Annotated in this window: 15 protein-coding genes and 2 pseudogenes; 6 read left to right on the top strand and 11 right to left on the bottom strand. The window is 61.3% G+C overall.

All coding sequences use genetic code 11. The annotated features are described in order from the left end of the window. Position 1: 1 nt before the first annotated feature. From U1A24_RS11765 to U1A24_RS11750, 4 genes are all read right to left on the bottom strand, one after another. Positions 2–904, bottom strand: a complete 903-nt coding sequence (locus U1A24_RS11765) for an ABC transporter permease subunit (protein ID WP_322322163.1) — start codon at positions 902–904, stop codon at positions 2–4. Further along, a complete protein-coding gene (locus U1A24_RS11760; protein WP_322322162.1) occupies positions 901–1,908 on the bottom strand; it encodes an ABC transporter permease subunit in 1,008 nt (335 codons plus the stop codon). The genes U1A24_RS11765 and U1A24_RS11760 overlap by 4 nt, the downstream gene beginning before the upstream one ends. 80 nt (positions 1,909–1,988) lie before the next feature. Further along, complete coding sequence (locus U1A24_RS11755; protein WP_416136364.1) at positions 1,989–3,587, bottom strand: ABC transporter substrate-binding protein; 1,599 nt, start codon at positions 3,585–3,587, stop codon at positions 1,989–1,991. A 92-nt stretch (positions 3,588–3,679) separates the two neighbouring features. Next, positions 3,680–4,867 (bottom strand): Xaa-Pro peptidase family protein, encoded by a 1,188-nt coding sequence (locus tag U1A24_RS11750; RefSeq protein ID WP_322322160.1) that lies wholly within the window; start codon positions 4,865–4,867, stop codon positions 3,680–3,682. Positions 4,868–5,066: 199 nt separating this feature from the next. Between U1A24_RS11750 and U1A24_RS11745 the strand changes: the two genes are divergently transcribed. From U1A24_RS11745 to U1A24_RS11740, 3 genes and pseudogenes are all read left to right on the top strand, one after another. Beyond that, on the top strand, positions 5,067–5,756 hold the full coding sequence (locus U1A24_RS11745; RefSeq protein ID WP_322322159.1) for a GntR family transcriptional regulator: 690 nt from the start codon (positions 5,067–5,069) through the stop codon (positions 5,754–5,756). Between the two features lie 693 nt (positions 5,757–6,449). Continuing rightward, positions 6,450–6,506: pseudogene (locus U1A24_RS21710) on the top strand (hypothetical protein); the annotation flags it as partial. A gap of 42 nt (positions 6,507–6,548) precedes the next feature. Next, positions 6,549–7,083 (top strand): annotated as a pseudogene (locus U1A24_RS11740) (IS66 family transposase); the annotation flags it as partial. A gap of 199 nt (positions 7,084–7,282) precedes the next feature. On the opposite strand, the gene U1A24_RS11735 reads toward U1A24_RS11740, so the two are convergent. Beyond that, entirely contained in the window at positions 7,283–7,744 is a 462-nt protein-coding gene (locus U1A24_RS11735; protein WP_284325031.1) for an Lrp/AsnC family transcriptional regulator, read from the bottom strand. A 105-nt stretch (positions 7,745–7,849) separates the two neighbouring features. Between U1A24_RS11735 and putA the strand changes: the two genes are divergently transcribed. The 3 genes from putA (at position 7,850) to U1A24_RS11720 (ending at position 12,477) form a co-directional block, all read left to right on the top strand. Beyond that, entirely contained in the window at positions 7,850–11,281 is a 3,432-nt protein-coding gene (gene putA, locus U1A24_RS11730; RefSeq protein ID WP_322322158.1) for a bifunctional proline dehydrogenase/L-glutamate gamma-semialdehyde dehydrogenase PutA, read from the top strand. A 92-nt stretch (positions 11,282–11,373) separates the two neighbouring features. Next, entirely contained in the window at positions 11,374–11,643 is a 270-nt protein-coding gene (locus U1A24_RS11725; RefSeq protein WP_322322157.1) for a hypothetical protein, read from the top strand. A gap of 96 nt (positions 11,644–11,739) precedes the next feature. Continuing rightward, on the top strand, positions 11,740–12,477 hold the full coding sequence (locus U1A24_RS11720) for a rhomboid family intramembrane serine protease (RefSeq protein WP_322322156.1): 738 nt from the start codon (positions 11,740–11,742) through the stop codon (positions 12,475–12,477). Between the two features lie 54 nt (positions 12,478–12,531). Here the strand turns inward: U1A24_RS11720 and U1A24_RS11715 are convergent, their stop codons facing one another. The 6 genes from U1A24_RS11715 to U1A24_RS11690 all read right to left on the bottom strand — a co-directional run. Next, positions 12,532–13,320 carry an inositol monophosphatase family protein gene (locus tag U1A24_RS11715; protein WP_322322155.1) on the bottom strand — a complete coding sequence of 263 codons (789 nt, stop codon included), beginning with the start codon at positions 13,318–13,320 and terminating at the stop codon, positions 12,532–12,534. A 66-nt stretch (positions 13,321–13,386) separates the two neighbouring features. Then, positions 13,387–14,895: an ABC-F family ATP-binding cassette domain-containing protein gene (locus tag U1A24_RS11710; protein ID WP_322322154.1), complete on the bottom strand. Its 1,509-nt coding sequence runs from the start codon at positions 14,893–14,895 to the stop codon at positions 13,387–13,389. A 225-nt stretch (positions 14,896–15,120) separates the two neighbouring features. Continuing rightward, a complete protein-coding gene (locus tag U1A24_RS11705) occupies positions 15,121–16,647 on the bottom strand; it encodes a DHA2 family efflux MFS transporter permease subunit (RefSeq protein ID WP_322322153.1) in 1,527 nt (508 codons plus the stop codon). Between the two features lie 6 nt (positions 16,648–16,653). Further along, the gene (locus U1A24_RS11700; protein ID WP_322322152.1) at positions 16,654–17,778 is read right to left on the bottom strand and encodes an HlyD family secretion protein; all 1,125 of its coding nucleotides are present in this window, start codon (positions 17,776–17,778) and stop codon (positions 16,654–16,656) included. Between the two features lies 1 nt (position 17,779). After that, positions 17,780–18,241, bottom strand: a complete 462-nt coding sequence (locus U1A24_RS11695; RefSeq protein WP_322322151.1) for a MarR family transcriptional regulator — start codon at positions 18,239–18,241, stop codon at positions 17,780–17,782. Positions 18,242–18,312: 71 nt separating this feature from the next. After that, positions 18,313–19,171, bottom strand: an 859-nt coding sequence (locus U1A24_RS11690; protein WP_322322150.1) for a LysR family transcriptional regulator, incomplete at its 5' end; no start/stop codon positions are given.

Raw genomic sequence — 19,171 nt, 5'->3', positions numbered from 1 at the left:
CTCAGCTCCGCTTCAGCTTGGGATCGAGGGCATCACGCAAGCCATCGCCCATCAGGTTGATCGCCAGCACCGAGATCAGGATGGCTAGGCCGGGCAAGGTGACGACCCACCACGCGCGCAGGATGAACTCGCGCGCTTCTGCCAGCATGGTGCCCCATTCCGAGGACGGCGGTTGCGCCCCCATGCCCAGAAAGCCCAAGGCGGCGGAATCGAGCACGGCGGACGAGAACGACAAGGTAGCTTGCACGATCAAGGGGGCGAGGCAGTTCGGCAGGATGGTTTTGAACATCAGCCGCATGGTGCCTGCGCCTGCGACGCGGGCAGCGGTGACATACTCGCGCTCCTTCTCGCCCATCACGGCGGCGCGGGTCAGACGGGCGAAATGCGGTTGATAGACGATCGCAATGGCGATCATCGCATTGGTCAGGCCCGGCCCCAGTACCGCCACCAGCACCAAGGCCAGCAGCAGCGACGGGAAGGCGAGGATCACATCCATCACCCGCATGATCACAGTATCGACCCAACCGCCGAAGAACCCCGCCAGCAGGCCGACGAAGATGCCACCGATCAGCGCAATGGCGACCACAACCACGCCGATGAACAGCGAGTACTGTGCACCATAAATCAGCCGCGACAGCATATCGCGACCCACGGCATCGGTGCCAAGCAGGAAGTCAGCCCGCCCACCCTCTTGCCAGAACGGCGGGGCCAACAGCGCGTCGCGGTATTGTTGCGTTGGATCATGCGGGGCGATGACTTGGGCGAAAATGGCCAAGATCACCAAGCCGATGAACACCCACATACCGACAACAGCACCGCGGTTTTGCCGGAAGTAAAACCAGAAATCGGCCAACATCTGACGGCGGATCGCGGCATCGCTGAGTTTGATTGTTGTATCGCTCATTTGTGACGGATCCTTGGATTGATCAGGCCGTAGGTCAGATCGACCAGCAGATTGACGACCATCACCAGCCCGGCAATCAGCAGTAGACCGCTTTGCACGACCGGATAGTCACGGCGCGAAATCGAATCAATCATCCACTTGCCGATGCCGGGCCATGAGAAAATCGTCTCAGTCAGAATGGCTCCGGCCATCAGCACGCCGATTTGCAGGCCAATGGTGGTGATCACCGGAATCATCGCGTTGCGCAGCGCATGCACGCCGATCACCCGCGACGGCGACATGCCCTTGGCCCGGGCGGTGCGGACATAGTCTTCGCCCATCACTTCCAGCATGGCCGAGCGGGTTTGCCGCGCGATCACCGCCAAGGGGATGGTGGCCAGCACGACGGAAGGCAGGATCAGGTGCGAGATTGCCGATGTGAACGCGCCCTTCTGCCCCGAAATCAAGCTGTCGATCAGCATGAAACCCGTCACATCGGGGAAGAAATACATCAGCGAGATGCGGCCAGACACCGGAGTCCAGCCCAGAATGCCGGAAAAGAAGATGATCAGCAGCAGGCCCCACCAGAAGATCGGCATCGAAAATCCGACCAAAGCGGCGGTCATCGATACCTGATCAAACCACGATCCGCGCTTGATCGCCGCCATCACGCCGACCGGCACGCCAATCAGGGTGGCAATCAAGATGGCGACCAGACCCAATTCAACCGTCGCCGGGAACAGGGTCAGGAATTCGGCCATCACCGGCTTTTTGGTGACCAGCGAGTTGCCAAGATCGCCTTGGAACAGCCGTCCGAGAAAATCGAAATATTGCACCCAGATCGGGCGGTCAAAGCCAAGCTGTTCGGACAGGATGGCGTGACGCTCGGGTGAGATGCCACGCTCGCCTGCCATCAGCAACACCGGGTCGCCGGGCAGGATGCGGACAAAACTGAACGCAATAAGGGTGATGCCCAGAAACGTCGGCACCAGATACAGCAGTTTGCTGAGAATGAATCTGATCATGGGGGATCCTTAGGCCAACACTTGGCCAAAATGTCGGATGCGCGGGAATGGTCCCCGCGCATCCGGTGAGAAGGGCTGACTTATTCGGTCAGATCGACGGTGTCGAAGGTGAAATCGCCCAGCGGGCTCATCACAAAGCCGGTGACGTTCTTAGCCATCGGCACATATTGCGTCGAATGGTCCAAGGTTGCCCAAGGCGCTTGATCCTTAAAGATCACCTGCGCTTGTTCATAGAGCTTGGTGCGCTCTGCCACGTCTGCGGTCTGTTTGGCGGTTGCCAGCAGCGCCGAGAACTCTTCGTTGCACCAGAACGCGCGGTTTGCACCGCCCGGCTGCGCAGAAGCGCAAGACAACAGCACGCCCATGAAGTTATCCGGATCGCCATTGTCGCCGGTCCAGCCCAGGATCACGGCACCATCACGGCCCGCTTCCATCGACTTATCAAGATATTCGCCCCATTCGTAGGACACGATTTCCACCGTGACGCCGACTTTGGCAAAGTCTTCCTGCATCAGTTCCGCTGCACGCCGCGCGTTCGGCATGTAGGGGCGCTGCACCGGCATCGCCCAGATCTTCATCGACAGATCCTTGACGCCTTCGGCTTCCAGCGCTGCTTTGGCGGCAACCGGATCATAGACGTCGTCCGCGATGGCATCGTTATACGACCACATCGTTGGCGGGATCGGGTTTTTGGCGACTTGGCCAGCGCCCTGGAACACCGCGTCAATGATGGCTTGCTTGTTCATCGCCATGTTCAGCGCTTTACGCACCTTCGGATTGTCGAACGGCGCTTGCGTGGTGTTATAGGCGAGGTAGCCGACGTTCAGGCCAGCCTGCTCTTCAACTTTCAGGTTCGGATCTTCCTTGATCGCCGCCAGATCGGCCGGAGCCGGGTACGGCATCAGTTGGCATTCGCCAGCTTTCAGCTTTTGCAGGCGCACCGCCGCATCCGGGGTGATCGCAAACACCAGATCATCGATCTTCGGGGCCGGGCCCCAGTAGTCGGCGTTTTTGGCGTAACGAATCACCGCGTCTTTTTGATAAGCTACGAATTTGAACGGGCCGGTGCCGATTGGCGCGTTGTTCAGATCTTCCTTGGTGCCAGCGGTTTCCAGCACGCTTGCATATTCCGCCGAAACGATCGAGGCGAACGGCATCGCGATATTCGCCAGGAACGGTGCTTCCGGGCGGGTCAGCACGAATTTCACGGTGTAATCGTCAACCTTGACGATGTCCTTGATCAGCGACGGCATTTCCATCGAGTTGTAATACTCATAGGTGATGCCCGCGATGTATTGGTTCCACGGGTGATCTGCCGCAGCTTGACGTTGATAGCTGAAGATCACGTCATCGGCGTTGAAATCGCGCGACGGGGTGAAAACTTCGTTGGAGTGCCACTTCACGCCCTGACGCAGCTTGAAGGTGTATTCCATCCCATCAGCCGAAACTTCCCACGATTCAGCCAGCGCAGGCTCGACTTCGGTGGTGCCCTTTTTGAACTCAACCAGACGGTTGTAGATCGGGTGGGCCGAGGCATCAAAGGTGCCGCCAGCGGTATAGGGTGCCGGATCAAAGCCCTCGGGCGAGGCTTCCGAGCAGTAGACGAAGGTTTTGGCAAGCGCAGGCATGGCGGTGGTCATCGCCAATGCGGATGCCGCGATAAGGATACGGGAAAGCATTTTCATGTCTTGGTCCTTTCACTCTCTGTTAAGCACTGTCCGGCCCATTCAGGCGGGCCGGTTTTCTTCACGGGCACAGTCGCGGCTGCGCCTCAGGTCGTGGGGTTTCCGAACGGATCATCCAGCCGCTCGGCAGGGGGCACAAACCAGCGCGGGCCGGATTGTGTCATATAAACAATATCTTCCAGCCGCACGCCGCATTCGCCGTACACGCAAAGCATCGGTTCGATGGAAAAGCACATGCCCTCGGTCAAGGCTGTGTTATTGCCAGCCACGATATAGGGCGCTTCGTGAATATCGAGGCCAAGGCCATGACCGGTGCGGTGAGGCAGGCCGGGGACGCGGTAGCCGGGACCAAAGCCCGCAGCGGTCAGCACGCTGCGCGCCGCATCATCGACCGCGCCGCAGGTCACGCCGATCTGCGCTGCTGCAAAGGCCGCGCTTTGCGCCTGACGCTCCAGTTCCCACAACTGACGTTGCCGGAGGCTGGGGGTGCCATAGACATAAGTGCGGGTGATATCCGAGGCATAGCCGTGCAGCGTGCCTCCCATATCCACCAGCACCATATCGCCTTGTTGCAGATGTTGCGTGTCCGGCACACCATGCGGGTAAGCTGTGGCCTCACCGAACTGCGCGGCGGCAAACAAGGGTTTCAGGCCAAGTGCCACATGCGCCGCAAGGATGAAATCGGTGACTTCAGTGGTGGAAATCCCCACGCGCAGCCCGGCATGCACTGCCTTCTGCACCGAAAAACTGGCATCCATCGCGGTCTGGATCAGCGCAATCTCGGCGGCGGATTTGCATTGCCGCTGCGCCTCAATCATGGCTTGTGCTGAAATGATCGGCCCCGCAACCCGCATCATCAGCGCCGAGGCAAAGGCAAACGGCGTTGCCGGATCAAGCGCCAGTCCCGCACCCGGCGCATCCATCGCCGCCAGTTCCGCCGCAATCAGCGCATAAGGGTCCTCATGTTCCTCCCAAGCCGCCACATTGCCATCAACCCGCAGCATGGCGCGCAATTTGGGCACCTCAAACTGCGGCGAGACATAGATCAGCGGCCCAGAAGATGGCACCAACGCGCCGTGAATCCGTTCTGACAGGTCCAGCCGCAGCCCGGTGTAATACGTCAGCGAGGATGAGGCATCCAGCCAGACCGCTTTCACACCCTCCCGCAGCATCCGAGCCTGTAGCCCCGCAAGCCGTGCCTGCAACTCGGCCAGTGCAATCGGCTGGGCTGTGACGCGACGGAAGGCGGTAAGGGCGGTCGCAAAATCGGTCATGAAACTTCCACTGTCTGTTTGCGACGCTATACAGGGGCAGGCATTGGCAAGCGACCTCGTCCCGCGCAGCCGAGCTTTGCGCCGAGCTCCCCACCGACGCATTTTTCAACTACCCCGGATTGGATCCGATATACAATATTAAAGTTCTTCCCGATTTGAAGGCGAGTGGGTAGACCGTTCAATAAATGCGGGGGGCACTATGGCGCTAAAGGGTGTGGACGTTTCCAAGATGGTCTCGGCAGGTGGGCTGGTTTTTGAGGCCCTGCGCCGGGCCATCATAGAAGGCGAGCTGAAAGATGGCGACCCGCTGCGTCAGGACGAGATCGCGCGTCTGTTCCACACCAGCCGGATTCCCGTGCGCGAGGCGATCACCATGCTGGAGCAGCAGGGCCTGGTGAAAAACCATCGCTTCAAAGGGGCGGTCGTGGTCGGCCTGTCCATCACAGAGGCGAGCGAGATCTTTGATTTCCGTTGTAACATCGATTCGCATGTGATCCGTGCTGCGGTGCCGCATATGACGCCTGCGCTGATTGCCGAGGCGCGCGCGATCTGTGCCGCCTTTGCCAGCAGTGGCGACCCCATGCACTGGGGCAATCTGAACCGTGCGTTTCATCTGACATTGTATCAGGCCAGCAATTTGCCATTCCATCTGGGCACGCTCACCAACGCGATGGACAGATTGGACCGCTATGTGCGCGCGCAGCTTTTGCTGACCGAAGGCCATGCCCGCGCCAATGCCGAGCATCTGGAGATCCTGGACGCTTGCGCGCGGGGCGATGCCAATGCCGCTGCCGATCTGACCGTCGCGCATATCCGAGGCGCTCAACAGGGCTTGCGCGAGCATTTGGCGAAGATCCAGGCAAAGTTTGGCACCGCCGAAGCCACCTAAGGCTGAGACTGATCTGAGGTCACCGAATTGCCGTGCAAAACACAGTCCTCGGGCGCCGAACTTTATAGTGGTTTTGCGCAAGTGTTTTTGGTGCGGTATGCCATCCAAGCTGAACACTTCTATGTTTGTCTCAGTATGCGAAATGGACGCGGTTTTTAGTGCCCGGCAGTCTGCTTCTCGTGTCGGCAGCAATTCTGCGGCGCTAAAGATGGGTTCGGGTGAGCACCGACGGGATTCAGGGGCACAAGCGTGGAGCAGAGAACCCTCATAAGTCGATCAAATTGGTAGACAGGAGCCAAACGGGCGCTGGATGCCACCCGGAGACATAGTCTTATTCCGCTGCAGCTTACGGATTGGCGTCGGCCTGCGCGCATGGGTCTGCTGGCTGATCTGCTGGAAACCGCTCCACTGCCCTGCAAGGCGCCCTTCGTGCCGATGGTGGGTGGGGCCTGCTTGTCAGCGACACCGGAGGAGTCGGCGGCTTTGAAAATGGCCGAGAAGTGTGCGGTTATGACACTGGTGATTGGCGCTGATCTCGTGCTGTGGGTGCCTAGTGATGTTTTGGTGGTCCGAGCTGGTGCTGTGGTTCGCGTGCTCTTGGGGGCGGCCCGATTGTGGTAGGCCAACGCCTGCCAATCCTGATCGCGACAGGGTCAGTGAACTTCCGCTGGGCCATCTGGCCCTGCGGTATTGGTGCAGTCCGAGCGGAAGCAGGATCTACATTCCGCGGTGAGGGTGATCTTCCGATCGAAGCATGGTGACAGGTTGAGGATTTTGATCTGGGACGGCAACGAGGCACTTCTGGTCCAGATCGCTGCGTCCAAGTATTCCGAGCAGATGCCGCAGAATATAGCTTACGGTCATTGCGCGGTATGGCGTGCCGATTGACCGTATGGTTTTGACCGACTGGATGGGGACGGGCTCGCTGATCATCCCGGTGGTTGAACACAGGAGTAAGCGCCTGATGTCAGAATGCGCACGGCTCTATGTCGATGAAACGACTGCGCCGACGTTGGAACCTAAACGCGGCAAGAGGAAGACTGGCGATCTCTGGGCCATTCGGCGCGCTGATCGAGGCTGTAACGGTGTCGTGCCGCGAGGGGACCGCTATCGCTCCGGCCAATACGCTGCCGAAATCCTCGACAGCTTCAACGGCACGATCCAGATCGATGCCTACGGCGGTTACTCCCATCTCGCCACGCGCAAACGCAAAGGGAGGTGAACGATTGCGGCTGGCTTGTGCCGAGCACATGGACGCAAGAAGCCGATCAATGCCAAGCCCCAGAAGGGGGGGGCGGTCATCCTGGGCGAAGCGGCGTTGCGCATAGTAGACACTTTGACTTTTCAGCAAGGCTTAGGTCGCAATCAAGCGTCGTCCAATCAAGCGTCGTCTTTGTGCGAGCTATCGGTAAACCCCAGACCGTTGAGCTTTGCGATGATCGGCCTGCACGTGATCATGGAAAAGCCTGCCTAATCTTCAATGCGTTACCAACGACTGCGGGCAGCAATAATGTTGTAATGCTTTTTTAGAACAACTCCTTAACCGCTTCCATCGCCACATAGGTCGAAGTTGACGCGACATGTGGCAGGGCCGAGATGCGCTCGGCCAGCACACGGCGGTAATCCTGAATATCGGTGGTGCGGACTTTCAAAAGATAATCGAAGCGGCTGGCGATCATATGCGCCTGTTCGACCTCTGGCACCGCCAGCACAGCCTTGTTGAAGGCTTGCAAGGCGGCTTCACGCGTGTCGGACAGCCGAACCTCGACAAAAGCCACATGGGCTTGGCCCATGCGGATCGGGTCAAGATTGGCGCGGTAGCCGGTGATCACGCCGCCATCTTCCAGCCGTTTCATTCGGGCCTGGGTGGGAGATTTCGACAGACCGATGCGGCGGCCGAGTTCGGTGGCGCTGATCCGGCCATCCATGCTGAGTTCGCGCAGGATGGCATGGTCGAAACGGTCTAGCTCGGCCCGGTCGATTGGCATGGCGCGGTGATCCTTTTACGGCGTTTCGGCTGAGATTCTTTGTATAATGAGGGAAACAGCCTGTCAAACCTGCGCTATCATGGGCGAAATCTTTAGGGGGCCGACATGAGCGATGCGTGGACTGTGATTGAGCGTGATTCTCTGCGTGACGAGGCGGCGCTGGTGCAGGGCCTGATCGCCGAGGCGGGGATGGACGGCGCTCAGCGCGCGCGGGTGACGGCTTTGGGCGCGGATTTTGTGCGCCGGATCCGAGGCAGCGCCAAGCCGGGGCTGATGGAGGTTTTCCTCGCGGAATATGGTCTTTCGACCGATGAGGGCATTGCGCTGATGTGTCTGGCAGAGGCGCTGTTGCGGGTGCCGGATGCCGAGACGATGGATGCGTTGATCGAGGATAAAATCGCGCCGAGCGATTGGGGGCGGCATCTGGGAAAATCGGCGTCGTCGCTGGTGAATGCCTCGACCTGGGCGTTGATGCTGACCGGAAAGGTGCTGGATGAGCGCGAGCCCGGCGTGGTGGGCCATCTGAAAGCGGCGGTGAAACGCTTGGGCGAGCCGGTGATCCGTGGCGCGGTGACGCGGGCGATGAAGGAGATGGGGCGCAACTTTGTGCTTGGCGAAACCATTGAAAAGGCGATGAAACGCGCCACCGTGCTGGAAGGGCAGGGCTATACCTACAGCTATGATATGCTGGGGGAAGCGGCGCGGACGGAAGCCGACGCGCGGCGCTATCATCTGTCGTATTCGGCGGCGATCACCGCGATTGCGAAAGCGGCGACCACTGGCGACATCCGCAGCAATCCGGGGATTTCGGTGAAACTGTCTGCGCTGCATCCGCGCTATGAGGTCGCCAAGCGGGCGCGGGTGATGGAGGAATTGGTGCCGCGGGTGCGGGCCTTGGCGGGGCTGGCGAAAGCGGCGGGGCTGGGGTTCAACATCGACGCCGAGGAGGCGGATCGGCTGGCGCTGTCGCTGGAGGTGATCGAGGCGGTGCTGTCCGATCCGGCCTTGCGCGGGTGGGATGGTTTTGGCGTGGTGGTGCAGGCTTATGGGCGGCGTGCGGGGGCGGTGATCGACTGGCTTTATGCGCTGTCGCAGCGCTTGGATCGCCGCATCATGGTGCGGTTGGTGAAGGGCGCCTATTGGGACGCCGAGGTGAAGCGGGCGCAGGTTTTGGGGCTGGCGTCGTTTCCGGTCTTCACCCGCAAACAGGCGACGGATGTCAGCTACATCGCCAATGCGCGCAAGTTGTTGGGCATGACCGACCGGATTTATCCGCAGTTTGCCACCCATAACGCGCATACGGTGGCGGCTATTCTGGAGATGGCGGACGATAAGAAAGCCTTTGAGTTCCAGCGCTTGCACGGCATGGGCGAGCGGTTGCACGAGATCGTTCTGACCGACAATGCCACGCGCTGCCGGATTTATGCGCCGGTGGGCGCGCATCGCGATTTGCTGGCGTATCTGGTGCGGCGGCTTTTGGAGAATGGTGCGAACTCCAGCTTCGTGAACCAGATTGTCAATGAAGAGGTCAGCCCGGAAACCGTGGCGGCTTGTCCGATATCGGCGATGGAGGCGATGGTGCCAGTGGCTTCGCCTGCGATTGCGACGGGGCCGGGGCTGTTTGGCGCGCGGAAGAATGCCAAGGGCTGGGATTTGACCGATGCGGGCGATCTGGCGGCGATTGCGGCGGCGCGCGGGCCGCATGAGGCGACGCTGTTTGAGGCGCGACCGATGCTGGCGGGCCATAGCGTCGGCGGCTTGCGGCAAGAGGTGCGTAACCCCGCGACGGGCGCGTTGGTGGGGCATGTGCTGAACGCGTCAGAGGCGGATGTGGACACCGCTTTGCGGCTGGCAGAGCCTTGGGCGGCGGATGCGGAAACCCGTGCGGCTGTGTTGCGGCGGGCGGCGGATTTGTATGAAGCTTCGTGCGGCGCGATCTTTGCGCTGCTGGCGCGCGAGGCCGGGAAATCCTTGGCCGATGCGGTGTCTGAATTGCGTGAAGCGGTTGATTTTCTGCGCTATTATGCCGATGGAGCAGTAGGTCTGACCGCCCCTGCGCGTGGGGTGTTTGCCTGCATCAGCCCGTGGAATTTCCCGCTCGCGATCTTCTCGGGGCAGATTGGCGCGGCGCTTGCGGCGGGCAATGCGGTGCTGGCGAAACCTGCGCCGCAGACGCCGTTGATTGCGGCCCTCGCGGTGGATCTGCTGTGGCAAGCCGGGGTTCCGGCCAGCGCGTTGCAACTGCTGCCGGGCGATGGCGCGGTGGGTGGGCTGATCACGCGCGATGCGCGGGTGAAGGGGGTGGCGTTTACGGGATCGACTGAGACGGCGCTGAAAATCCGCCGTTCGATGGCGGAATTTATAGACCCAACCGCCCCGTTGATCGCGGAAACTGGCGGGTTGAACGCGATGTTGGTCGACAGCACGGCGCTGCCGGAGCAGGCGGTGCGCGATATTCTGGCCTCAAGCTTCCAATCGGCGGGGCAGCGTTGCTCGGCGTTGCGCTGCCTGTATGTGCAGGAAGATGTGGCGCATGTGGTGCAGGAAATGCTGTTTGGCGCGATGGATGAATTGCTGTTGGGCGATCCTTTGGATCTGGCAACCGATGTCGGCCCGGTGATTGATGCGCAAGCGCAGGGCGGTATCCGCGATTACATCGCAGCGGCGCGGGCGGAAGGCCGGGTGTTGCGCGAAATGACCGCTCCGGCGCAGGGCACGTTCATTGCGCCCACGGTGATCAAAGTGCCGGGGATCGACGCGATGCCGCGGGAGATTTTCGGGCCGGTGCTGCATATCGCCACCTTCAAGGCGGGCGAGGTGGATCAGGTCGTGCAGGCGGTCAATGCCACTGGCTATGGGCTGACCTTTGGCTTGCACACGCGGATTGATGACCGGGTGCAGGCGGTGACAGAGGCGCTGCATGTCGGCAACCTTTACGTCAACCGCAACCAGATCGGTGCAGTGGTGGGAAGTCAACCCTTTGGCGGTGAAGGACTTTCTGGCACCGGGCCGAAAGCGGGTGGGCCAGAGTATCTGCACCGCTTCACGGTGATGGCGGCTGCGGCGTCGGATGCGACCAGCCCGGATTTGCCCGAGGCCGAGGTGACAAAGGCACTGCAAAAACTGCCCGCAGCGCAAGACGCTGCCCATGCGCGGGTGTTGCCGGGGCCGACGGGTGAGTCGAACCGGCTGACTGCCAGCCCGCGCGCACCGCTTCTGTGCCTTGGGCCGGGGGCGCAGGCGGCTGAGGCCCAGGCGCAGGCGGTGCGGGCTTTGGGCGGTCAGGCGGTGCTGGCCGATGGGCTTGCTCCGCTGGCGCTGACCCGGTTGCAGGGGTTTTCCGGTGCCTTGTGGTGGGGAGACGCTGCGCAGGGTCGGGCGCGGGCGCAGGCTTTGGCCGCGCGCAAGGGGCCAATTCTGCCGCTGATCGGCGATATGCCGGATGTGGCGCATGTGATGCTGGAGCGGCATGTCTGCATTGATACCACGGCCTCGGGTGGCAATGCGCAACTGCTGGCTGAAGTCTCGGGCGGATAAACGCGCTAGTCTTTTGGGCGGCCTTGGCAGGATTTCACGGCAATGCTAGGTCGTCTGAGAGCGTTTTGCTCGGGTTAATGTGGAGTTTTACGATGCGTTTGATCGCCCCCTTCGCGGTGCTTGCCACCGTGCTGAGCCTGTCGGCTTGCAAAGAAGAAAAAGCTGTCTGCACTCAGGAAGAGGCGCAAAAGAAGGTCACCGAGATGATGACCAAGATGCAGGATGTCGCCACCAACCACCCGGAAAAAATGGAAGCTTTGGGCAAAAAGGCGCAAGAGTTGCAAAGTGATTTGTCGGGCGTCGCCAATGATCCGGCCAAGGCCTGTGACGCGGTTGATCAACTGATCAAGGCGATGGAATAAACTGATTTGCTGCGGAGCCTGCCCCGGATGCGGGCGGGCTCTTGCATCTGGGGGCGCAGGCCTTAGGATTTCGAGGTTCTCCGAAAGTCAGGCCAGATGTTTCCAATCCGCGATCATAACCCTTCGGGCCGCGTGCCCTATGTGACCTACACGTTGCTTGCGGTGAACATAGCGGTGTTCTTGTTCTATTGGTTCAGTCTGCCAAGTGATTTTGCTCTGGCGAAGTTCTATTACACTTGGGGTGTGGTGCCCGCTTGGCTGATGCAGGGCGAGGGGTATTCCGGCCTGATCACCCATATGTTCCTGCATGGCGGCTGGATGCACCTGGCGGGCAACATGTTGTTTTTGTGGATATTTGGCGACAATCTGGAAGACCAGATGGGTCATGTCGGCTATCTGCTGTTCTATCTTGCCTGTGGGGTGCTGGCGGCTTTGTTGCAGGTGGCGGGCGATCCGAGTTTTGATGGGCCGCTGATCGGGGCTTCGGGGGCGATTGCCGGGGTTCTGGGGGGCTATCTGGTGCTGTTCCCGCGCGCCAAAGTCGACGTTTTGTTCATCTTCGTGATCTTTTTCCGGGTGTTTTCGATCTCGGCCTGGATCGTGCTGGGAATTTGGTTCGCGGTGCAAAGCTTTAACGGCTATGCCGCAACCGATGATGGCGTGGCTTACCTCGCGCATATCGGCGGGTTTATCGCCGGGGCGGTTCTGGTGCTGCCCGTGCTGATGCGGCGCGGCGGCGCGGGGTTTTGGGCGCGGAATCAGGGCAAGCCACCGCATCCGGCAGCAGAATATCCGGTGACACCCAGCCGCATCCCGCGCGTGCCAAGGCGCTAGGCTGCAGGACCGGGGCCACGATTTTTCTCAAAAATCGGTTTCGCTTAGCAGCGCTTATGCGTCGCGGATGATTTTGGTCAGGGGGGCGAACAGCGCCTCATTTGCGCAGATCAACGCGCCCTTTTCCAATATGTCATAGCCTTCGCGCACTGGGCCGATCAGACCGCCGGCTTCTTTCACCAGCAGGATACCCGCGGCGATGTCCCATTGCTGCAACTCGCGCTCCCAATAGCCATCAAAGCGGCCAGCGGCGACATAGGCGAGGTCCAGCGAGGCGACACCCCAGCGGCGCATCCCAGCGCAGGCGGGCATCAGGCGGGCAAGGTCGGCCAAAGTGGCGGGCAGGGTCTTCTTGGTGCTGAACGGCACACCCGTGGCGAACACCGCCTCGTGCATGGCGCGGCGGCCGGAAACCCGCAGGCGGCGGTCGTTCATCCATGCGCCCGAACCTTTTTCGGCCCAGAACATCTCATCCTTGGCGGCATCGAACACCACGGCGGACACAATCTCGCCCTTGTGTTCCAGTGCGATGGAAATCGCCCAATGCGGCATGCCGTGCAGGAAATTGGTGGTGCCATCCAACGGATCAACGATCCAGCGGCGGGTGGGGTCCTGGCCATCTTGCTCGCCGGTTTCCTCGCCCAGCCAGCCATAGGTCGGGCGCGCGCCCATCAGATCCTCTTTGATGATCCGCTCGGCTTCGCGGTCGGCCTTGGTGACAAAATCACCGGGGCCTTTGGTCGAGACTTGCAGGTTCTCGACCTCGCGGAAGTCTTTCACCAGCGCTTTGCCAGCGCGGCGGGCGGCCTTGATCATCAGGTTGAGGTTGGCACTGCCTTGCATGGGCGGACTCCGGTCTGTGTAAGCTGGGGGGCATACACGGGTGAGGCAAATAAGGAAAGGGGGGGATCAGCGGTTCAGTTCGGTTGCGAAGAACGGCTCGGGGCTGTCGACCTCGATCAGTTTGCGCTTTTCAACCTGCCAGAAGCGACTGCCCACGGCGCGGATGAAATCGCGGTCGTGGCTGACCAACAGGCAAGTGGCACCTTGGGTCAGCAATTCGGATTCCAGCGCCTCTTGGCCTTCGATGTCGAGATGGTTGGTGGGCTCGTCCAGCAGGTAGAAATTGGGGTTGGACAGGCGCAGCAGAAGCATCGCGAGGCGGGCTTTTTGGCCACCGGACAGTTTACCCAAAGGCCGGACCTGCCAATCGGGCTTGATGCCAGCGCCGGCGAGCAGGGTTTTGGTGGTCTGGTCATTGGCATGTTGGCTGATCAGGGCTTGCGGTGTCAGCGTGTCGGGCAGCTGCGCGAGGTTTTGGTCGGAATAGCCCAGCACAAGGGTCGGCACGGCTTTGATCGCGCTGGGCTGGCCTTGGATCGCGGCGAGTACGGCGCGGATCAGTTGCGATTTTCCGGTGCCATTCGCGCCCAAGATCACCACGCGGTCGCCGCGTTCGATCCATTTCTGGCCGGTATGAAACAGCGGGCGGGCGTCGGGGGTGGTGATGGCCGCGTCGCTCAGGGTGATCAGGGCTTTGGCATGGGTGCCGGAATTCGCCAGTCTGATCGCGCCGGACGAGGTTTCGCGGTGGGCGGGGCGGGCGGCAGCTTCGAGCTTTTCGGCGCGGTCTTTCAGTTGTTTGGTCTTGGTGATCAGCAGATCCGAGCCGGAGTTGATGCCGATGTTCTTCAACTTGGCGGCTTGGCGGCGGAGTTGATCGGCTTTGTTCAGATCGTTCTCAAAGCGGCGACTATCGGCGGCATCGGATTCCTCCAAGGCGGCGCGGGCGCGGGAATAGGGCAGCGCGAAGATCCGACTTGCGGTGGCGCGCAGGAACAGGCTGCGGGTGGTTGCTGCATCAAGGAAGGCGCGGTCGTGGCTGGTGGTGATCACGGCGGTGTCGCGCGGCAGCGCCGTCAGCCAGCGTTGCAGGATGCCGATGCGCGACAGATCAAGGTGGTTGGTCGGCTCGTCGAGCAGATAAAGGTCAGGCTCATGGATGGCGGCGCGGGCCAAGAGGGCGGTGCGTTGCCAGCCGCCGGAGAGGGCAGATAGCGGGGTGTCGCGCAGGGCTTCAGGGATCGACAGGTCATCCAGGACAATCTCGGCCCGCCAGCTTTCGTAGTCGGCTTGGTCGGCGGGCAGGGCTTTGAGCGTGGCCTCGCGGAAGGTCAGGGTCAGCAGGCTGGCGGGCACGTTTTGATCAACCAGCGCGGCTTTCAGGCCGCGGGCGCGGGTGACTTCGCCAGAGGTTGCCCCCAGCGTTCCGGCCAAGCAGCGCAAAAGCGAGGATTTGCCGCGGCCGTTGGCGGCGATCAGGCCAAGGCGGTCGCCGGGCTCGAGAGAGAAGCTCAGATCGGTGAACAGGGTTTGGCCAAGGGTGAGGGCCAAGGATTTGGTGGCAAGCAGGGTCATGATTCTATCCGCGATGAAATAGCGCAAAAGCGCCAGAAGAAGCGCCGAGGCGCCCAGGGGGCGGACCGAAACCTGATCAGGTGGAACCTGCGATGCGGGTCTGGTCAGCCCTGCGACAAAGGCAGGGCCGATGCAGGGCCATAGGTGCGTGGGTGGCAGATCAAGTTCATGCACCCCTCCTGTGGCTTGTGTGCTTGCGTAGGGTAGCGGCTGTCCAAACGGAAATCAATCATGTGCAACCGGGGCTTCGCCGGGGGCCATCACGCGCGGCTGCGCCTTTTTCAACAGCCAAGCCAAGGGCAAAGCGCAGAGCGTAATCACCATCATCAGATAGAAATCGTCTATGTAGCTGATCATCAGGGCTTGGGTTGAAACGAGCCCCTCCATCTGTTGCAGAGTGGCGGCGGTCAGCGTGCCGGGCGGCACCACCATGTTGAAGTTGGGGTTGTACGACGAGATCGACACCGACAGATCGGCATGGTTGACCTGCACATTGCGGGTCAGCATCAGGGTGACCATCGAAATCCCGATCGACGAGCCGATGTTGCGCACCAGAGAAAACAGGCTGGTGGCATCGGCGCGGAAGGCCGGATCAATGGTCGCGAAGGCGATGGTCGACAGTGGCACGAACACCAGACCAAGGCCGAGGCCTTGCAACACGCCCGTCCAGATCACCGGGGCGGAATCCATCTGCGGGGTAAACTGCGTCATATAGTGCAGCGAGGCGGCGGTCAGGATCAGCCCGACCGAGACCAACAGGCGCGCATCGACCCTTTGCACCAAGCGCCCCACCACGATCATCGAAATCATCGTCCCCACCCCGCGCGGGGCCATCACCATGCCGGTGGTGATGGTGGGATAGCCGAAGATTTTTGACAGCATCGGCGGCAGCAAGGCAAGCGAAGCCAACAGGATGATGCCGATGATGAAGATGAACACAAGGCCAGTGGCAAAGTTGCGGTCAAGGAACATGCGGGGATCAAGGAAGGGTTTATCGGCCCCCAAGATATGAATGATGAACACCCACATCCCGGTCAAGGTCAGGAACAAATAGAGCCAGATCTCGGTGGACGAGAACCAGTCGACCTCGCCGCCGCGATCCAGCATCAGTTGCAACGCGCCGATGCCCAAGGACAGCATGGCGAAACCGAAGAAGTCAAAGCGGCGCGGGCGGGTGATGGATTTTGGCAGGTAGGCAGCGCAACCGAGGAAGGCGATGATGCCAATCGGCAGGTTGACAAAGAACACCCAGCGCCAGTTGAAGCTTTCGGTCAGCCAGCCGCCCAAGGTGGGGCCGATGATCGGGCCGACCATGATGCCCGCGCCCCAAAGCGCCATCGCTTGCCCCGCCTTTTCGCGTGGGTTGATGTCGAGCAGGAAGGTTTGCGACAAAGGCACGATGGCCGCGCCAAACACGCCTTGCAGCAGACGGAACAGCACCATCGACGGCAGGCTCCACGCCAGACCACAGGCGATGGAACTGGCGACGAAGCCTGCGATGGCGATCAGGAAAAACTCACGCTTGCCGATGCGGTCGGATATCCACCCCGTCGCCGGTGTCATGATGGCGGCGGCCACGATGTAGCTGGTCAGCACCCAGGTGATGGTGTCTTGGCTTGCACCCAGATCGCCCGTCATGGTGGGAAGTGCCACGTTGGCAATGGTGGTATCCAGCACCTGCATGATCGTCGCCAGCATGATCGACAGCGTGATCAAGCCCTTGTGCGGGACTTCGGTGGAGGCGGTGCTCATGGCGGGTTACTTCAGAAAGCCGGGGATCAGGTCTGACAGGCTGCGGTGACGCCCGGTATCCACCGACACAGACGCGCTGACCCCCGAGGACAGGCCTTTGGCATCGTCAGGGTTGACCAGACGCAGGATGACGGGGACGCGCTGGGTGACTTTCACCCAGTTGCCGGTGGCATTCTGCGCGGGCAGCAGCGCGAATTCCGATCCCGTGCCTGCGCCGATGGCGGCGACAACCGCTTCGATCTTGCGGTTTGGATCGACGTCGAAACTCAGCTCAGCCGGAGAGCCTACGGTGATGCCCGCCAGTTGGGTTTCCTTGAAATTGGCGTCGACCCAGACGTCATCGGTCTGCACCAGCGCGAACAGGCTCTGCCCAGCGCTTACCATCTGGCCCGGTTTGAACGATGAGGCTTGGTAGATCACGCCATCAGCGGGGGCTTTGACCACGGCATTGGCATAGTTGTAGGCGGCTTGCTCGCGGGCAATCACGGCGGCGCGGACGGCGGGATGATTGTCGGTTGGCATCTGCGGATCGCCGCCCAAAGCCGCGAGGGCTGAGGCCACAGCCTGCTTGGCCAGATCACGCTGATCCTGCGCGGTGCGTTCGTCATGGCGGGCGTCGATCAGGTTGGAGTCGCTGGCCACACCTTTCGCGCCAAGGCTTTCCTGCCGCTGGCGCTCAACAGTTTGATAGGCGGCTTCATCCTCGGCCAGTTGCAGATTGGCTTGGGCGGTGCCGTAGGCCAGCTTCAACTGCTCAACGGTGATGCGGGCGGCATTGACGGCGGTTTCGGCCTCGGCCTGCGCCAGTTTGAACGGCACCGGATCAACTTGAAACAACACATCGCCGACTTTGACGGTCTGGTTGTCGCGCACCAGCACCTTGTCAATCCGACCCGCCACCGAGGAGGCCACCGAGATGCGGGCCTGGTGCAGATAGGCGTTTTCGGTTTCTTCATAGCGCCCGCCCATCAGCCAATAGCCGCCAGCGGCCAGCAGCAGCACCAGAGGCCCGGCGATCATCAGCACGCGGCGTTTCTTGCGCGGGGCGGGGGCGGGGATGGTGGCTGCGGTGATCGGGGTGACGGTTGCTGGCGGGTTCGGCGCGGGGCTGTTGGTGGAAATGGCGGTCATATCAGGTGTCCTTAACGTCAGCCGCTGCATCGCACACGGCCTGAGACAGGGTTGCGGTCACCGAGGCAAGCCCGGCGATCAAAGCGGCACGCGCCTCGGGCGCAAGGCCCGACAGCGCTTCGGCAAAGACAGAATCTGCCATTGCCTTCAGATCATTGCGGATCAGCAGCGTGGAGGCGGTTGGCACGATGACCCGCACGCGGCGATCATCGGGATCGGGTTCGCGGGCGACCCAACCGGCCTGCTCCATCCTGTCGACAAGGCGGGAAACCGAGATCGGCTCGATCTCCAGCTTGTCAGCGATGCGGGCTTGGCTGGCGCGGCCTTCGCGCAGCACCACGGCCAGAAGCCGCCATTGCGCCGAGGACAGGCCATATTCCGACGCCCGCTGCGAAAAGCGTTTGCGCACCAGACGGGAGGCGTCGTGCAGCAGGGGGCCAAGCTGATCTTGTGCAAAATTCATTAGGCATAGATATAATAAGCGTGCTTACTATTCCAATGCAAATCCTGCATGGCTGGCTTGCGGCTCGCGCTTTAGCTGCGTTGCAGCTTGACCGCCTCCGAGCGCCCTAGTTTCAGGAAATGGCCGATATAGGGTTTTGCGGCATCTTCCTCGCGCGTGGCGGCGTAAAGACGTTTGGTGATGCTGCCCGGACCCAAGGGCCGGGTGATGTAATCCGCGTTGGACTTCACATCGCGCAGCACCCAATCGGGCAGCACCGCCACGCCGCGATTGGAGCCCACCAGCATCAGGATCACCGCCGTCAGCTCGACTGGGCGTTGAGCACGCGGCTCAATGCGGGCGGCGGTCAAAAGTTCGGTGAAGATATCCAGCTTGTCGCGCGGCACCGGGTAGGTGATCAGGGTCTGATCGCGGAAATCTTCGGCCTCGATCATCGCCTTGGCGGCCAGCGGGTTTTGCGAGGAGGCGATGAACATCGGGTGATAATCAAACAGCGGGTTGAAGCTGATACCGGGTAGCGGCTCGGGGTTGGAGGAAATCACCAGATCGACCTCTTCGCGCAAAAGCGCCGGGAAGCTGTCAAACGCCAGCCCGGCGCGGATGTCGACATCGACCTCGGGCCAGGCATGGCGGAACAGTTCCAGCACCGGAAACAGCCAGTCGAAACAGGCGTGGCACTGGATGGCGATGTGCAAACGGCCGGTTTTGCCCGCCTGCAACGCGCGGAATTCTTCCTCCAGCGCGGTGATTTCGGGCAGGATACGCTCGGCTGCGCGCAACATGCGGATACCTGCGGCGGACAGCGTCATCGGCTTTGAACGTCGCACGAACAGCTCCATGCCGACCTGCGCCTCAAGCCCCGCGACCTGATGGCTCAGCGCCGATTGCGTCATGTTCATCAGATCGGCGGCCCGCGCGAGGCCGCCCGCC

Origin of the sequence: Cypionkella sp., assembly GCF_034376685.1 — a bacterium.
Classification (GTDB): domain Bacteria; phylum Pseudomonadota; class Alphaproteobacteria; order Rhodobacterales; family Rhodobacteraceae; genus Cypionkella.
The sequence above is the reverse complement of the archived record's forward strand: the minus strand, read 5'-3'. Positions and strand labels throughout refer to the sequence as shown.

Excerpts from the sequence above, each read along its gene's own strand:
- U1A24_RS11765 (WP_322322163.1), bottom strand. The coding sequence starts at position 904 with ATGAGCGATACAACAATCAAACTCAGCGATGCCGCGATCCGCCGTCAG.
- U1A24_RS11760 (WP_322322162.1), bottom strand. The coding sequence starts at position 1,908 with ATGATCAGATTCATTCTCAGCAAACTGCTGTATCTGGTGCCGACGTTT.
- U1A24_RS11755 (WP_416136364.1), bottom strand. The coding sequence starts at position 3,587 with ATGCTTTCCCGTATCCTTATCGCGGCATCCGCATTGGCGATGACCACC.
- U1A24_RS11750 (WP_322322160.1), bottom strand. The coding sequence starts at position 4,867 with ATGACCGATTTTGCGACCGCCCTTACCGCCTTCCGTCGCGTCACAGCC.
- U1A24_RS11745 (WP_322322159.1), top strand. The coding sequence starts at position 5,067 with ATGGCGCTAAAGGGTGTGGACGTTTCCAAGATGGTCTCGGCAGGTGGG.
- U1A24_RS11735 (WP_284325031.1), bottom strand. The coding sequence starts at position 7,744 with ATGCCAATCGACCGGGCCGAGCTAGACCGTTTCGACCATGCCATCCTG.
- putA (WP_322322158.1), top strand. The coding sequence starts at position 7,850 with ATGAGCGATGCGTGGACTGTGATTGAGCGTGATTCTCTGCGTGACGAG.
- U1A24_RS11725 (WP_322322157.1), top strand. The coding sequence starts at position 11,374 with ATGCGTTTGATCGCCCCCTTCGCGGTGCTTGCCACCGTGCTGAGCCTG.
- U1A24_RS11720 (WP_322322156.1), top strand. The coding sequence starts at position 11,740 with ATGTTTCCAATCCGCGATCATAACCCTTCGGGCCGCGTGCCCTATGTG.
- U1A24_RS11715 (WP_322322155.1), bottom strand. The coding sequence starts at position 13,320 with ATGCAAGGCAGTGCCAACCTCAACCTGATGATCAAGGCCGCCCGCCGC.
- U1A24_RS11710 (WP_322322154.1), bottom strand. The coding sequence starts at position 14,895 with ATGACCCTGCTTGCCACCAAATCCTTGGCCCTCACCCTTGGCCAAACC.
- U1A24_RS11705 (WP_322322153.1), bottom strand. The coding sequence starts at position 16,647 with ATGAGCACCGCCTCCACCGAAGTCCCGCACAAGGGCTTGATCACGCTG.
- U1A24_RS11700 (WP_322322152.1), bottom strand. The coding sequence starts at position 17,778 with ATGACCGCCATTTCCACCAACAGCCCCGCGCCGAACCCGCCAGCAACC.
- U1A24_RS11695 (WP_322322151.1), bottom strand. The coding sequence starts at position 18,241 with ATGAATTTTGCACAAGATCAGCTTGGCCCCCTGCTGCACGACGCCTCC.